At 65.7% G+C, this 15,944-nt stretch carries 15 protein-coding genes; 14 read left to right on the top strand and 1 reads right to left on the bottom strand.

All coding sequences use genetic code 11. From position 1 onward, the window contains the following. Window positions 1-294 precede the first annotated feature (294 nt). From NCR93_RS03610 to NCR93_RS03550, 13 genes are all read left to right on the top strand, one after another. Complete coding sequence (locus tag NCR93_RS03610; protein WP_175981738.1) at window positions 295-2,403, top strand: glycosyl hydrolase family 18 protein; 2,109 nt, start codon at window positions 295-297, stop codon at window positions 2,401-2,403. Between the two features lie 78 nt (window positions 2,404-2,481). Next, entirely contained in the window at window positions 2,482-2,952 is a 471-nt protein-coding gene (gene gspG, locus NCR93_RS03605) for a type II secretion system major pseudopilin GspG (protein ID WP_008351020.1), read from the top strand. A 17-nt stretch (window positions 2,953-2,969) separates the two neighbouring features. After that, window positions 2,970-4,154, top strand: coding sequence for a type II secretion system F family protein (locus tag NCR93_RS03600; RefSeq protein WP_175981736.1), 1,185 nt, complete (start codon window positions 2,970-2,972; stop codon window positions 4,152-4,154). Between the two features lie 3 nt (window positions 4,155-4,157). Continuing rightward, on the top strand, window positions 4,158-5,801 hold the full coding sequence (locus NCR93_RS03595) for a GspE/PulE family protein (RefSeq protein ID WP_008351022.1): 1,644 nt from the start codon (window positions 4,158-4,160) through the stop codon (window positions 5,799-5,801). A gap of 12 nt (window positions 5,802-5,813) precedes the next feature. After that, entirely contained in the window at window positions 5,814-6,656 is an 843-nt protein-coding gene (locus tag NCR93_RS03590) for a hypothetical protein (protein WP_175981734.1), read from the top strand. Further along, window positions 6,653-7,471 carry a hypothetical protein gene (locus NCR93_RS03585; protein ID WP_175981733.1) on the top strand — a complete coding sequence of 273 codons (819 nt, stop codon included), beginning with the start codon at window positions 6,653-6,655 and terminating at the stop codon, window positions 7,469-7,471. Before NCR93_RS03590 ends, NCR93_RS03585 begins: the two co-directional genes overlap by 4 nt. After that, window positions 7,468-7,992, top strand: a complete 525-nt coding sequence (locus NCR93_RS03580; protein WP_175981731.1) for a hypothetical protein — start codon at window positions 7,468-7,470, stop codon at window positions 7,990-7,992. The genes NCR93_RS03585 and NCR93_RS03580 overlap by 4 nt, the downstream gene beginning before the upstream one ends. Then, entirely contained in the window at window positions 7,989-8,552 is a 564-nt protein-coding gene (locus NCR93_RS03575) for a hypothetical protein (RefSeq protein ID WP_175981729.1), read from the top strand. Before NCR93_RS03580 ends, NCR93_RS03575 begins: the two co-directional genes overlap by 4 nt. Then, the gene (locus NCR93_RS03570; RefSeq protein WP_250532173.1) at window positions 8,549-10,537 is read left to right on the top strand and encodes a secretin GspD/PilQ domain-containing protein; all 1,989 of its coding nucleotides are present in this window, start codon (window positions 8,549-8,551) and stop codon (window positions 10,535-10,537) included. The genes NCR93_RS03575 and NCR93_RS03570 overlap by 4 nt, the downstream gene beginning before the upstream one ends. Window positions 10,538-10,559: 22 nt before the next feature. Further along, window positions 10,560-11,027 (top strand): type II secretion system protein, encoded by a 468-nt coding sequence (locus tag NCR93_RS03565; protein ID WP_008351029.1) that lies wholly within the window; start codon window positions 10,560-10,562, stop codon window positions 11,025-11,027. Between the two features lie 5 nt (window positions 11,028-11,032). Then, a complete protein-coding gene (locus NCR93_RS03560; protein ID WP_008351031.1) occupies window positions 11,033-11,410 on the top strand; it encodes a type II secretion system protein in 378 nt (125 codons plus the stop codon). Continuing rightward, the gene (locus tag NCR93_RS03555; protein WP_008351032.1) at window positions 11,385-11,897 is read left to right on the top strand and encodes a type II secretion system protein; all 513 of its coding nucleotides are present in this window, start codon (window positions 11,385-11,387) and stop codon (window positions 11,895-11,897) included. The genes NCR93_RS03560 and NCR93_RS03555 overlap by 26 nt, the downstream gene beginning before the upstream one ends. Before the next feature lie 52 nt (window positions 11,898-11,949). Beyond that, window positions 11,950-14,028 (top strand): glycoside hydrolase family 19 protein, encoded by a 2,079-nt coding sequence (locus tag NCR93_RS03550; RefSeq protein WP_250532172.1) that lies wholly within the window; start codon window positions 11,950-11,952, stop codon window positions 14,026-14,028. Between the two features lie 53 nt (window positions 14,029-14,081). On the opposite strand, the gene NCR93_RS03545 is transcribed toward NCR93_RS03550, so the two are convergent. After that, on the bottom strand, window positions 14,082-14,921 hold the full coding sequence (locus NCR93_RS03545) for a lytic transglycosylase domain-containing protein (RefSeq protein WP_175981726.1): 840 nt from the start codon (window positions 14,919-14,921) through the stop codon (window positions 14,082-14,084). A 151-nt stretch (window positions 14,922-15,072) separates the two neighbouring features. Between NCR93_RS03545 and NCR93_RS03540 the strand changes: the two genes are divergently transcribed. Continuing rightward, complete coding sequence (locus NCR93_RS03540; RefSeq protein ID WP_008351040.1) at window positions 15,073-15,933, top strand: 2OG-Fe(II) oxygenase; 861 nt, start codon at window positions 15,073-15,075, stop codon at window positions 15,931-15,933. The last annotated feature ends 11 nt before the right edge of the window (window positions 15,934-15,944 follow it).

Raw genomic sequence — 15,944 nt, 5'->3', positions numbered from 1 at the left:
CCATATCGCCGGAATGCCGATTGAAAATAACGGCCCGATGTCGAACTCGCGACGTGCATATTCAAATCGACGGTGCCATATTTCGAAGCAGTATTCTTTGCGTCGCGTAAAAAGCACGCCTATAAGAAAACCAGAAGGAAAACTAATCATCAATTTCCAACTTGCTTAGTGGAGAAGCTTGGATTATCAATATATCCGCGTATAGGCGCTTGAAATGCGCGGCGTTTGAGGCAAACAGCTTGACAATGTAGAGAATCGAAACCAACCATAATCGAAACAAAGGAGGCCATTCTCATGAATCGCCTTGTTAAGCATTCCAAAATTAGCGCATTGACGCTGGCATTGCTGGTTGCCTATTCAGTCAGCGCCAATGGCGCCGAGTGGCAGGAAGGGACCACATATTCGGCAGGCGCCACCGTCACTTACAACGGCCACACGTATCAGGCGCTGCAATCGCATACCGCCTACCCCGGCGCGGGATGGACGCCTTCCACCACGCCGACGTTGTGGAAGGATCTCGGCGCAACGGGCGGCACGCCGACGCCGACACCGACTCCAACCCCGAGTCCCACGCCGACACCGACTCCAACGCCGACTCCAACACCCACGCCAACGCCAACGCCGACTCCGACTCCGACGCCCACGCCGACACCGTCGGGCTCCGCGTGTTATGACGCGTGGTCGTCGACGCAGGCTTATGCGACGGCGGGCACGCGCGTGACGTACAACGGCCGCAATTATCGAAACAAGTGGTGGACGCAGGGCGAAAATCCGGCGCAATCCGGGCAATACGGCGTATGGGAAGATCTCGGCGCGTGCTCGGGCGGGCCGTCGCCTGCTCCTGCTCCTGCGCCGACGCCGGTTCCGACGCCGACGCCAACACCCGTTCCGACGCCCACGCCCACGCCCACGCCGACGCCGACGCCCACGCCCACGCCGACGCCGACGCCGGTTCCAACACCAACGCCGACGCCCACGCCGGTTCCAACACCGACGCCAACGCCGGTGCCAACGCCGGCCCCAACACCGACGCCGACACCCACACCCACACCCGCACCCTCCCCCTCAGGGGCGCGTGAAATCGGCGGCTACTTCGCGCAGTGGGGCATCTACGACCGCAACTACAAGCTCAAGGACGTCGACACGACCGGCTCTGCCTCGATGCTCACGTTCATCAACTACGCGTTCGGCAACCTCTACCAGAAGAACGGCGGCTACGAGTGCGGCATCATCAACAAGGCCGAGCCGGGCGCGACCAATCCGAACGCCGCGGACGCAGGCACCGGCGGCGACGCCTGGGCCGACTATCAAAAGAACTTCGGCGCCAACGAAGCCGTCAGCGGCAAGGGCGACACCTGGGACTTCCCGACGAACGATCCGCGCTACGGCAAAGCCGGAGCCGGCCCGCTGAAAGGGAACTTCAATCAGCTCAAGCAGTTGAAGGCCAAGCATCCGAACCTGAAGGTGATCATTTCGCTCGGCGGCTGGACCTGGTCGCGATGGTTCGGCAAAGCGGCGGCAACCGACGCGCTGCGCAAGCAGCTCGTGAGCTCGTGCATCGACGTCTACATCAAGGGCAATCTGCCCTATGACGCCGGCTCGAACGCGGGCGGCGACGGCATCGGCGCGGACGTGTTCGACGGCATCGACATCGACTGGGAATTCCCCGGCGGCGGCGGCCAGCCATACAACGCCGTCGATCCGAACGACAAGAAGAACTACACGCTGCTGCTCGCCGAGTTCCGCAAGCAACTCGACGCCATCGGCGCCCAGAACGGCAAGCGCTATCTGCTGACGGTCGCGATCGGCGCGGGCGGCGACAAGATCGCGATGACCGAGCCGGGCGAATACAGCAAGTCGCTCGACTGGATCAACATCATGTCGTACGACTTCCACGGCGGATGGGAAACCAACGGGCCGACCGACTTCCAGGCGCCGCTCTACGGCGACCCCGACAGCCCGAACTACAAGGCGGGCCAGTATGCGCCGACCTATAACGTCGACGGAGCGGTGAAGGCGCTGCTCGCAGGCGGCGTGCCGACATCGAAGATCGTGGTCGGCGTGCCGTTCTACGGACGCGGCTGGACCGGCGTCACCAAGGGTCCGCAAGGCGACGGCCTGTATCAGAAAGCCACCAAGCCCGCGCCGGGCAAGTACGAGGAAGGCATCCAGGACTACCGCCTCCTGAAGAGCGCGGCCGGCACGGTGTACGAGCATCCGGTCGCGAAAACCGCGTACAAGTTCGACGGCACCACCTGGTGGTCCTACGACACGCCCGGAACCATGAAACTCAAGATGGACTACGTGAAAGCGCAGAACCTGCGCGGCTCGTTCGCCTGGGAACTCGACGGCGACGGACCCAACGCCGAGTTGCTGAAAGTGATGAGCGACGGACTGAAGTGATGCTCGACGGGCCGCGCGCGTATCGCCCGACCGGGCAGACGCGCGCGGCGCCGAGATCCGAACCTGCCGGGGGCTGCCATGTATAACCATTTGACGAAGGCTGCCGCACTGAGGGGAAAGCTGACGCAGACCGGCATCGGCTTGCGCCGGCGCGGCTTCACCTTGCTTGAACTGCTGGTGGTGCTGCTCATCATCGCGCTATTGGCGGGCTATGTCGGACCGAAGCTCTTCGGCGAAGTGGGCAAGGCGCGCAGCAAGACGGCGGCATCGCAGATGAAGGGCATCGAAAGCGCGCTCGACCGTTATCGGCTGGACACCGGGCACTATCCGGGCACCGACGCCGGCCTCGCCGCGCTGATGACCAACGTCGGCAACACGTCGGGCTGGGAAGGTCCGTACATGAGCAGCGCGATTCCGAACGATCCGTGGGGCAAGCCGTATATCTATCGATCGCCGGGCGAAGGCGGCAAGGATTACGACCTGATGACCTACGGCGCCGACGGCAAGCCGGGCGGATCGGGCGAGGACGCGGACATCGTCGCCAAATGATCCGCGCGGTGAGCGCCATGCGATATCGCGTACGGGTCGAAAGCGACGGCGGCCAGCAGGAGCTGGAACTCGACGCCGCCGATGACGCCCAGTTGCGCCAGAGCGTCGCCGACATGGGTCTGTCGCTCATCGAAGCGACGCCGCTCGAAAAGCGCAAGGGGGGCTTCACGTTCCGCAAGCCCGTGTTCGAGCGCGCGCTCTTCACGCAAGAGCTGATCGCGCTGCTCGAAGCGGGCCTGAGCCTCGTCGAGACCGTCGAGACATTGCGCGACAAGAGCCGCGACGGGCTCAATCGCACAGTGCTCGCGCAGATCGTTTCCGCGCTCTACGAAGGCGAGCCGCTGTCGCGCGCGCTCGAGCGGCAGCCCGCGCATTTTCCGCCGCTCTACGTCGCGACCGTGGCCTCCGCCGAACAGACCGGCCATCTCGCCGAGGCGCTCAAGCGCTATCACCACTACGACGCGCGGCTCTCCGTGGTGCGCAAGAAAGTCGTGTCGTCGATGGTGTATCCGTCGATCGTCATCGCGACGGGCGCGCTCATCGTCCTGTTTCTCGCGTTCTACGTGATCCCGAAGTTCAGCCAGGTGTTCGCGTCGATGAAGGAGATTCCGTTCTCCGCGCGCGTGATGCTCGCATGGGGAAATCTCGTCGAGGCGCACGGCGGGCTGCTGCTCGCGGGCGTCGTCGGCGCGATCGTCGGCGCGGGCTTGTCGTTGCGCAGCGAGAAGGTGCGCGCGCGGCTCTTCGAAGCGTTCATGCGGCTGCCGAAGCTCGCGGACTATCAGCGCCTCTTCGCGCTGACGCGCTTCTACCGCACGCTCGGCCTCTTGCTCGCGGGCGGCATGTCGATGGTTACGTCGATGGAACTCGCCGCGCAGGTCTTGCCCGCGCAATTGCAGACGGCGCTCGCGCAGGCGCTCGACGAAATTCGCGCGGGCAAGCCGCTCTCCGGCGCGCTGCCCGCCGCGAACCTGACGACGCCGGTGGCCGAACGGCTCATCCGCGTGGGCGAGCAAAGCGGCGAGCTGGCCGGCATGGTGACGCGCTCGGCCGAGTTTTGCGACGAAGAGCTGGACCGCGCGATCGACACGCTGATGCGCGTGGTCGAGCCCGTCCTGATGCTGGTGGTGGGCAGCATCATCGGGACGATCATCTTCCTGCTCTACATGCCGATCTTCCAACTGGCCGGAGCCGTGGGGTGAATCATGGAACAAGCCGCGCACATCGCGCCCGATACGCGCACGCGCCAGCAGCGATTCTGGGACGATGCCGATCACGATCCCGCCGACTATCTGCATAACGTGACGGCGACGCTCGGCCTGCGCGGCTTCGACGCGCAAGCGCTCGAAACGCTCACGCCGCGCTTCGACCTGCTCTCTTTCGGCGACGCGATGTCGCGCAAGTGCCTGCTCGCCGACGACCCCGGCGCGCACTTGTGGCTCGTGCTCGCCGACCCTTTCGACGCCAACATGCGCGCCTGGGCGATGAACCGCGTGAAGAAGCCCTTCGCGTTCGCGTTCTGCGTGCCCGCCGAACTGATGGCGTACCTCGCGCTGCATGAATCGGCGCATCAGGCGCTCACGCAGATCAGCGTCGAGGGCAAGTCGTCGGCGAGCGCCGATGCGGGCGTCGAGATCACGCTCGCCACGCTCGCCGCCGACGTGCATCCCGTGATCCGGCTCGTCAATTCGTCGCTGTACGACGCGCTGCGGGCCCGCGCATCGGATATCCATATCGAAAGCACGGCGGCGGGACTCGTCATCAAATACCGCATCGACGGCGTGCTGCAGGAAACGGCGAGCGCGCCGGGCATCGACACGGCCGAGCAAGTGCTGTCGCGCCTGAAGGTCATGGCCGATCTCGATATCGGCGAGCGGCGCATTCCGCAGGACGGGCGCTTCAAGGCGATCATCAATCAGCGCGAGATCGATTTTCGCGTCTCGATCATGCCGTCGATCCACGGCGAAGACGCCGTGCTGCGCGTGCTCGACAAGCAACGCGGCGAGGCCGGCGCCACCGCGCTGCGGCTCGATTCGATCGGCCACGAGCCGGAGATCGTCGAGGCGATCCGCACGATCGCGCACGAGCCGTACGGTCTCCTGCTCGTGACCGGGCCGACCGGCTCGGGCAAATCGACGACGCTCTACGCGACGCTCACCGAAATCAATACCGGCGACGAGAAGATCATCACGATCGAAGATCCGGTGGAATACGAGTTGCCGGGCGTGCTGCAAATTCCCATCAACGACAAGAAAGGGCTCACGTTCGCGCGCGGCCTGCGCTCGATCCTGCGGCACGATCCGGACAAGATTCTCGTCGGCGAAATCCGCGATGGCGAAACGGCGGGCATCGCCGTGCAGGCAGCGCTGACCGGCCACCTCGTGCTGACGTCCGTCCACGCGAACAACGTCTTCTCCGTGCTCGACCGCTTCCTGCACATGGGCGTCGACATGCACAGTTTCGTCGACGCGCTGCTCGGCGCGGTCGCGCAACGGCTGATGCGCAAGAACTGCCCGCATTGCGTGCGCGACGACGATCCGCCCGACGACGCGCTGCTGCGCGCTTCGGCGCTCACGCGCGAAGAGATCGCCGGCTGGCGTTTCCGCAAAGGCGCGGGCTGCGAGGCGTGCAGGCGCACGGGCTATCTCGGACGCCAGCCGATCGCGGAAGTGCTGCGCCTGAACGATGCGATCAAGCAATGCTTCGTCGAGCGGCGGCCGATCGTCGAGCTGAAGCAACTCGCGTATCAGAGCGGCTTCGTGCCGCTGCGCGGCATCGCGTTGCGCGCGGTCGCCGACGGACGCACGACGCTCGCCGAAGTCAATCGCGTCACGATGGTCGAAGGCTGACGGAGGCGAATCATGTCGCGTTGGTCGGACCATCTCGAAGCGTTGCGCAGCGTCGCGAAGAAGCGGCCGAAGTTGAATGCGCCGTCGATCGAAACGCCCGCATTCATGAGCCGCACGACGTTCTGGATCGACGGACGGCACGCCCGCACGTTCGGCGGCGCGCCGATGCCGCTGTCATCGGCGAACGATGTCGCCGCGGCGCTCAAGGCCATCGAAACGCTCGCGCCGAAGCCCGCGAACCTCGGTCTGCATGCGCTGCGCGTGGTGGTCGGCGCACCGTTCGCGCGCTATCACGCGCTGCCGTGGCAGCCGCTGCCGAAGCCGCAGGACTGGGTCGCCGCCGCACGCGTGCAGGCCGTGCAGATGGGCGCGGGCACCGAGGCGTGGCGCTACGCCGTCACCGATGGCGCGTGGGAACAGGGACGCCTCGCCGCCGCGATATCGGAGGCGCTGTGCGCGGGCATCGAGCGTCTGTGCAAGACGCGCAAGCTGCAACTGCTCGGCATCGAGCCGGCGTATACCTTCGCGATGCAGAAGCATGCGGCGCGCATCCGCGACGGCGCGATCGCGATCGTCGCGCTGGAGGAAACGGAGCGTGACGCGGCCATCGCGCATATCGGGCTGCGGCGCGGCGGCGGATGGACGGCCTTCATCGCATTGCCGGTGACGCGCACGCGCGAGGGCGCGCTCGATGGCGTGCTGCGCGACGCGTTCGCGCTCTGCGCCGATACGCCGCCCGAACGCCGCTACGTGATTGGACCGGGCGGACCGGGCGGACCGGACGCGCGCGAGCGCTGGTCGGCCGACGCCGCGCTCGTCGAATGGCTGCCCGCGCCCTGGGATGCCGCGACATGAAAGCGCCCGTCATCGACCTGCATCGTCCGAACCGGCCCGGCGCGGCCGTGGGGCTGCTCGCGCTCGTCGTCGGGATCGTCGCGCTGATCGCGGCGATGCAGTATCGCGACGCGCTCAAGGAACAAGGCGAGGCGCTCGACGAACGCGAGGCGACGATCGCGAAGCAGGAAGCGAAGTTTCATGTGATCAGCAACGCGCATCGCGAGTCCGGCGACGCGCGCATGGCGCAGTTGATGGCGCAGCAGCGCTACGCGACGGAACCGGCGCGCGATCTGATCGAAGGCGGATGGCATCCGAATATCGCGCTGCTGTCGCTGGATTTCGTCACCGCGTCGCGGCAGATCAACATGCAGTTCGAGACGCGCTCGGTCCAGGAAGCGATCTCTTACGCCGACTGGCTTCAGGCGCAGCCCGGCGCGGAAAGCGTCGCGATCAAGCGGCAGATTCAGAAGCCGGGACCGCCGGCGCCATCGGTGGAGACGTCGTTGCAGGTCACGTGGAAGGCGTTCGTCGCGCGCCCGGTGGCGGCTTCGGCGGTTGCGGCCGCTGCTTCGGCATCGGCGGCATCGGCGGCATCGACGGCGGCTTCGGCGGCTTCGGCGGCATCGGCGGCTTCGGCGGCATCGGCGGCATCGGCGGCTTCGGCGGCTTCGGCGGCATCGGCGGCATCGGCGGCATCGGCGGCATCGGCGGCATCGGCGGCTTCGGCGGCTTCGGCGGCTTCGGCGGCGTCGCCGGCTTCCGCCGCTCCGGCCGCATCGCAAGCGCGGCCCCAGGCGAGCCACGCCGCCCATCCGAGCGGAGCGCGCCGATGAACCGCCTCGTCTGGGAACTGCGGCGCGCGCAGTGGCGGCTCGGCACCTTCGGGCTGCTCGCGGTACTGCTCATCGCGGGCGCGGCGATCGTCGCGCTGACCGACATCCTGCCCTTGCATCGCGACATCGCGCAGCGTGAGGCCGATCTGAACGCGCGCGCCGTCCATCTGACGCAACCGCCGCCGCCCTCGCCCGACGAAGCCGTCGCGCCGGTCAGCCCCGAGGAGCGTTATTTCGTGTTCCTGCACAGTCTGCATGCGATCGCGGCGAAGAACGGCATCGCGATTCCGCAGATCACGTATCAGCTCGCCGCGCAGGAGAAGGACGATCCGTCGCTGCGGCGCTATGTCGTCGAGACGACGTTCAGCGCCACTTATCTGCAGTTCCGCGGCTTCATGCACGAACTGCGGACGCTGCCGGGCCTGCGCTGCGAGCGGCTCAGCCTGTCGCGGCCGAATATCGGCGTGACGCAACTGGAGGTGCGCCTGCAATGCGCGTTTCTCGTGGAAGCAACGAAATGAGCCGGCTCGACCTGCGCACCCTGAAGATCTCGCGTCCGGTGCTGGGGCTGATGTTGGCGGCGCTCGCGCTCGTCGTATTCACGTATTTTCGCGGCGGCGACGATACGGCGCCCGAACCGCAACAGTCAGCGACGACATCGACGGCGAAGCCCGCCGCGCCCGCTTCCGCGCCGCCGGCGGCGAGCGCAGCCGATATCGTCGCGGCGGCCGGACCCGCGCCCATCGATCTCTTTCCGACGCAGAACTGGCAGCCACCGCCGCCGCCTCCGCCGCCCGAACCGCCCAAGCCGTCGAAGCCGCCGCCGCCGCCCGAGCCGCCGCCGCTGCCGTTCGCGGTTCGCTCGCTCTGGCTCGATCAGCAAGGCGTTTTCTATGTGGTCATTTCCGGCGCGAACCGCGAGTTCCCGCTCTGCATGAACTGCCAGAAGAAGGGCTTCCTGCACAAGGGCGACGTGATGCTGAACGCTTATCGCATCGACGACATCAGCCGCCGCGAAGTCCAGTTCACGTACCTGCCGCTGAAGCGCCGGCAGACGCTGTCGCTTGGAGAACTCAAATGAGCCGGCTCAAAGACGTGACGGTCTGCCTGTTGATTCCGCTCATCGCGGCATGCGCGGGGGATCTGCATCGGCAGGATCTGCAAAACCGGCTCGCGGGCATGCCGCCCGACGCCCAGCTCGAACTGCTCGCGCAGCAAAGCGCGCAGTATCCCGACGATCTGGAAATCAGAAGCTGGTATCTCGCGTTGCGGCGCAGACTGTCGATGGAATACCTGCAACGCGCGACCGTCGCGTACCGCGCGGGCGACGCGGCGCAGGCGCTCGGCTGGGCGCACAAGGCGCAGCAGGCCGCGCCCGGCGACGACAACCCGCGCGAGATGATCGAGTGGATCGAGCGACAGGCGCCGATCGACGCGGAAGTGCGCTACGCCGAATCGGTGCGTCTGGATCAGCCGCAGGCGGCGCTCTCGGCCGTTATCGACGTGCTCGCGAAGCAGCCCGACAACGCGCGCGCGATCCGGCTGCGCGAAGAACTGCTCGCGCCGAAGGGCCAATCGATCGAGCCGAAGCTCAACAAGGACCTCGATCAACCGATCACGGTGCAGTTCCGCGATCAGCCGATCATCAGCATCTTCGAGCTGGTGTCGAACATCACCGGGCTGAACTTCACGTTCGACCGCGAAGTGCAAGCGACCGCGCCGACCACGATCTTCGCGAGCAACACGCCCGTCAAGCAGGTGCTGTCGATGGTGCTCCAGGCCAATCAGCTTTCGAGCAAGATCGTGAGCGGCAATTCGATCCTCATCTACCCGAAGCGGCCCGACAAGGAAACCGAGTACAAGGATCTCGTCGTGCGGACGTTCTATCTGCAGAACTCGACGGCGGCGCAGGTGCTCGGCGTGCTCAAGCAGATGGTCAAGACGCGCGACGCCGTGCTCGACGAGCGCACCAACGCGATCATCATGCGCGACGCGCCGGACACGATCAAAGTGGCGGAGCGCATCATCCGCGCGCTCGACGTGACGCCCGCCGAAGTCGTCATCGACGCGCAGGTGCTCGAAGTGTCGTCGTCCGATCTGCTGAACATGGGTATCCAGTATCCGGACCGCATCACGTTCGGGCTCAAGTACGGCACGATCGACGACGGCACCACGCTGCCCGACAACACCGTCACGCTCGAACAACTGCATAACCTCAACAGCAGCGACGTGCTGGTGCGGATCGGGCCGGTCGGCATCAACTTTTTGCAGACGCACGGCAAGACGCGCACGCTCGCCAATCCGAGCATCCGCGTGCGCAATCGCGAGAAGGCGAAGGTGCTGATCGGCGACCGGCTGCCCGTCGTCACGACGACGCTCTCCAGCAACTTCAGCTCCGAGAGCGTCAACTATCAGGACGTCGGCCTCACGCTGGAAGTCGCGCCGGTGATCGCCAGTCCCGACGAAGTGCAGGTGAAGCTGCGCATGGAAGTGTCGAATGTCACCGACACGATCACGACGTCGACCGGGCTCGTCGCGTACCAGATCGGCACCCGCACCGCCGAAACCGTGATGAGCGTGCGCAACAACGAAACGCAGATGCTCGCGGGCCTGCTCCAGCGCAACGATCGCAGCTCGGGATCGGGCTTGCCGGGACTGAGCCGCCTGCCGATTTTCGACCGCATCTTCGGCTCGCGCGCCGACGACTCGAAGGAAACCGAACTCGTCTTGCTGCTCACGCCGCGCATCGTGCGCAATCAGGCCGTGCCGACCGGCAACGCGATGCAGTTCGATTCGGGCACGGAAACGCGCATCAGCACCGAGCGCGATGTCGTGACCGGCAACGAGAGCTTGCGTCTGCCGCCGCCGGTCGCCGCCGCGCCGGCAGTCGCGGCCGGTGCGGTCGCCGCAGCCCCGCCGCCCGTTCCATCGGCTCCATCGGCTCCATCGGCTCCATCCGTGCCGAACGAGCCGCCGAGCGCGCCGCCCATCGCGATCCTGCCGCCGCCCGCGCCGACGCTTCAGTCAACCGGCGAAGCGCAGCGGCTGCCGCGCGAGCAGCCCTGAACCGCGCAGCCGGCCGACGACGATGGAAAAGGGCTTCACGATCATCGAACTGCTGGTCACGCTCGCGATCCTCGCCGCGCTCGCGATGGTCGCCGCGCCCCTCGTGCAGATCGCCGCGCAGCGCAACCGGGAGGACGAGTTCAGGCGCGCGCTGTGGAGCATCCGCGACGCGATCGACGCCTACAAGAAAGCCGGCGACGATGGCAAGATCGACCGTCCCGTCGGCGAGACGGGCTATCCGGCGAAGCTTGCAACGCTCGTCGAGGGCGTCGTCGACAAGACGAGTCCGACGCACGCGCGCATCTACTTTCTGCGCCGCGTGCCGCGCGACCCGATGTGCGACTGCCCGAGCCGCTCCGACGACGCGACCTGGGGCAAGCGCAGCTACGCGAGCCCGCCCGATTCGCCGAGCGAAGGCGACGACGTCTACGACGTCTATTCGCTCTCCGAAGGCACCGGTCTCAACGGCGTTCCCTATCGAAAGTGGTGAGAGCCATGTGGAAGAAGGCGCTGCGCGCATTCACGCTGATCGAGTTGCTGGTCGTGCTGGCGATCATCGCGACCTTGCTCACGCTCGTCGTGCCGCGCTACTTCGGCCAGGCGGACAAGGCGAAGGAAACCGTGCTGCATCAGAACCTCGCCGCGATGCGCGATTCCATCGACCGCTTTCGCGCGGATCAGGGGCGTTATCCGCAATCGCTGGATGAGCTCGTGCAGAAGCGCTATCTGCGCGAGATACCGATGGACCCCGTCGCGGGCAATCGCACCGCATGGACGACCGAGCCGCCCGCCGACGGCACACCCGGCGTCTACAACGTGCGCAGCGGCGCGAAAGGCAAGGGCAAGGATGGCAGCGATTACAGCGCGTGGTGAGCGGCGCGGCGGCGCACGTCGAAAGCGCGAGCGCGGCTTCGGCATGTTGTGGGCGCTGATGTGCGTCGCGCTGATCTCCATCTATCTGATGGCGGTCGGCACCGTATGGACCACGCAAATCCAGCGCGTGAAGGAAGACGAGCTGCTGCGCCGCGGCGACGCGATCCGCCGGGCGATCGAGGCTTACGTCAAGGCCGACAAGAGCGGCGCGTTCCCGAAGCGCTTCGACGATCTGCTGCGCGATCCGCGCGCGTCATACGTGCAGCGCTATCTGCGCGAGGCCTATGCCGATCCGATGACCAACGACGGCCCGTGGCAGGAGATTCGCGGGCCGGACGGCGAGTTATACGGCGTGTACAGCGCATCGAACGAAGCGCCGCTCAAGAAGGACGGATTTTCCGACAGCGATGCGAGCTTCGGGCTGCAGACGAGCATTTCGGAATGGAAGTTCACGTACTACCCGGAAAAGAACATGAGCCGACGGTAGCCGACTTCAATCGTCCGGCGCGCATCCGGACCTTCACGCTGGAGAGACTGAGATGACATCGATTCGAAGAAAGCTGGCATTGCTGCCGGCCGCGCTGATGCTTCAGGCGGGTCTGACGTTCGCGCAGCAGGCCTGGACCGAGGGCACGACCTATTCGGCGGGCACGACAGTCACGTACAACGGACGCGTCTATCAGGCTTTGCAGACGCATACGGCTTATCCCGGCGCGGGATGGAATCCGGCTGCGTCGCCGACGTTGTGGAAGGATGTCGGCGCGGCGGGGACGCCTGCGCCGGCTCCGGCTCCGACGCCTGTGCCGGTTCCTGCTCCGGTTCCGGTTCCGACTCCGACGCCTGTTCCGACGCCCACGCCGACGCCGACGCCGGTTCCGACACCAACGCCGACACCAACGCCAACGCCAACGCCAACGCCGACACCAACACCGTCCGGCTGCTACACGGCGTGGTCCGCGAGTCAGGTTTATGCGCAGGCGAACACGCGCGTGACGTACAACGGGCGGAACTATCGAAGCAAGTGGTGGACGCAGGGCGACAATCCCGCGCAATCGGGCGCGTATGGCGTGTGGGAAGACCTCGGCGCGTGCAGCGGCGCAACGCCGAGCCCGACGCCCGTTCCTACGCCTGTTCCTGCGCCTACGCCTGTTCCGACTCCAACGCCCACGCCGACTCCGGTGCCGGTGCCGGTGCCGACGCCGACGCCGACGCCCGTACCTGTGCCCACTCCGGTTCCGACGCCAACGCCAGCGCCAGCGCCAACCCCAACGCCAACCCCAACGCCAACCCCAACGTCAACGCCAACCCCAGCGCCAACTCCAACCCCAACGCCAACGCCAACCCCCGCGTCCTACAAACCTCAAATCACCTACATCCCCGCGCCCGCCGATTACCCGACGCAGGCCCAGTTCAACGCGTCCGAGAAAGCGCTGATCGACCAATCCGGCGGCCAGATCGCGACGCTGCGCGACGCCCTGCGCGTGCTGCCCGACGACGAAGTCAACGCCGTCGTGCCGAAACGCGCCGCCAATCCGTCGAACGTGAAGCGCGTCGAAGCGATCATCCCCGAAGCGAAGTTCGACGCGCTCTTCCCTGTACGCAACATCGCTTACTCGTACGTGAACTTCCTGCGCGGCATCGCTAAATTCCCGGCCTACTGCGGCGACTACACGGACGGACGCGACGCCGACGCCATCTGTCGCAAGCTGCTCGCTACATCGTTCGCGCACTTCGTGCAGGAAACCGGCGCGAACTGGAATTCGCTGACGCCGGCGCAAGCGCGCTCGAACGACGCCGAGCACAACAACCCGGTACTCGCGACGATGCCGCAAAACACGCCGATTCCCTTCTGGCAGCAAGGGCTGTGGTTCCTGCGCGAATCGGGATACACGGAAGGCTCGGCGGTCGGCGCGTATCAGCAGTGCATCCCCGGCTCGCACGCGACGAACTGGATCTTCTATCCGTGCGCGAAGAATGCCTCGGGCAAGTATCTCGACTACTTCGGGCGCGGCGCGAAGCAGCTCTCGTGGAACTACAACTTCGGCCCGTTCTCGCAGGCGCTGTATGGCGACGTCAACATCCTGCTCGACAATCCCGGACGCGTCGCGGATACGTGGCTCAACTTCGCATCCGCGATCTGGTTCGCCGTGACGCCGCAAACGCCCAAGCCGCCGATGACCTGGGCCGTCGACGGAACCTGGAAACCGAACGCCGTCGATATCGGCAACAACATGAAGCCGGGCTTCGGCGCGACGGTGTTCATCATCAACGGCGGGATCGAGTGCGGCGGCGGCGGCGCGGAAAAATCGCAGGTGACGAACCGCATCAACGCGTACAAGGAGTTCACGCGCGAGCTGGGCGTGACCATTGCCGCCGACGAACCGCTCGGCTGCGCCAACATGAAAGGCTTCAACGAAGGCTCGGCCGCCGCGATCAAGGCGTATCTCGACAAGGACTATTCGTGGATCAACGGCAAGCCGGCGACGGGATGCAAGCTGGTCGACTATCAGATGCCCTTCTCGCTCATCAATCCGGGCGATTACAAGGCGTGCACGGACTACTTCTTCCGCGGCAAGGTGACATACAACGGCAAGGTCGAAGTCGACAACACGAAGTAAGCGCCGGCGCGCTCCCTCGCGGCAACATCCGCGCGAGGGAACGCGTGAAGCGTTCAGCGCCCGTCGCGATAACGCTCGGCGAGCGTCTTCACGCGCGACACATACGTGCGCGTCTCGTTGTATGGCGGCACGCCGTTGTAGCGATCGACGGCCGCCTCGCCGCTGTTGTACGCGGCCAGCGCGAGATCGAGATTGTTGTTGAAGCGCCTGAGCAGCCACGACAGATACTGCACGCCGCCGCGAATGTTTTGCGCCGCGTCGAACGGATCGCCGACGTTGAAGCGGGTCGCCGTCGCCGGCATCAGTTGCATGAGGCCCTGCGCGCCCGCGCGGGAGATCGCGTTCGCGCGATACGCCGATTCCGCGTGAATCACCGCGCGCACGAGCGCGCTGTCGACGTTGAACGACGCGGCGGCGGCATCGATTTCGCGTCCGTAGGAACGCGTGTCGAGCGCGAGCCCCGCAACGTTGACGTCATCGGCGGGCGAGCACAGATTGCACGCCTCCATGAAACGCAACTCGATGACCGTCACGTTCGCCGCAACGCCGGCCGGTTTCCTGGACACGAAGTGGCGCACGCCGTCTTCGACATAGCTGTAGATGCGCGCCGTGGTCTGACGTCGCGTGAGCGGCGCGGCGGGCGGCGCGGCCGACGCCATCGATGCGGATGACGCTGCAGGCGGCGTCCACTGCCAGTTCATGTTCACGCGGATGCACTTTGCGTTTTCGATGCGCGTGCTGACATACGTGACCGTGTTGTCATCGGACTCGCAGCGCAGCATCGACGCGGCGCGCGCTCGCTCGCCAAGCGCGAGGCATCCGATCGCCAGCAACACGGCGATCGCACGGCGGCCTTCGATCCTCAACGATGCGCTTCGCATGGCGCGATTCATCCCTCATCCGACACGGCCCGATGCCGCGCCTTGAGAAAGCATAGTTCGCTTTGCGCGAGCCGCGCGGCTGTTTCAATCGCGCCGTTGTTATTCAGATGCTTTTGTGCTTCCATGAAAGGACCGATCGTTTAGTGATACTCGGAAAGCCGCCATGAGCACGATTCCCCGCTTCGATTCGACATGGAAGAACTGGCTCGACGACAACATCCGCCGCGGCTGCACGCATCAGTCGCTGATCGACGCGATGATCGCCGCCGCGTTCCATCCGAACACCGCGCGCCTGCTGCTCGCGCGCCATCTTGCCGGCGACGCGCCTCAAGCCGACGATGAAACATCGCCCGACTATCTCTACGGCACGCCGATGCTGCCGCAGGCGCGCGTGCTGACCGCGAGCGATCGATCCGCGCCCAAGGTGTTCAGCAGCGAACAGCCGGTGATCGCGCTCGTCGCCGACGTGCTCGACGACACCGAATGCGACCGGCTGATCGAGATCGGCCGCGAGCATGTGCAGCGCTCGTCCGTCGTCGATCCGGATTCGGGCAAGGAGATCACCATCGAAGAACGCAGGAGCGAAGGCGCGTTCGTCAATGCATCGACGGATGCGCTCGTCGAAACGATCGACCGAAGGATCGCCGAACTGTTTCGCCAGCCGGTAGAGAACGGCGAGGATCTGCATATCCTTCGATACGGCATGGGCGGCGAATATCGCCCGCATTACGACTACTTCCCCGAAGAGCAGGCCGGCAGCAAACATCACATGCAGCGCGGCGGGCAGCGCATCGCGACGGTCATCCTCTATCTCAACGAAGTCGAGCAAGGCGGCGACACGACGTTTCCGGACATCGGACTCGCGATTCATCCGCGGCGCGGCAGCGCGCTCTATTTCGAATACGTCAACGAACTCGGACAAAGCGATCCAAAAACGCTGCACGCGGGCACGCCCGTCGAAAAAGGCGAGAAGTGGATCGCGACGAAGTGGATCCGGCGCGGGCGTTTTCGCGCTGAAGCATGAGACTTGCGCGA

It is taken from the genome of Caballeronia sp. ATUFL_F1_KS39, assembly GCF_023630985.1.
GTDB classification, from domain to species: Bacteria; Pseudomonadota; Gammaproteobacteria; order Burkholderiales; family Burkholderiaceae; genus Caballeronia; species Caballeronia zhejiangensis.
The sequence above is the reverse complement of the archived record's forward strand: the minus strand, read 5'-3'. Positions and strand labels throughout refer to the sequence as shown.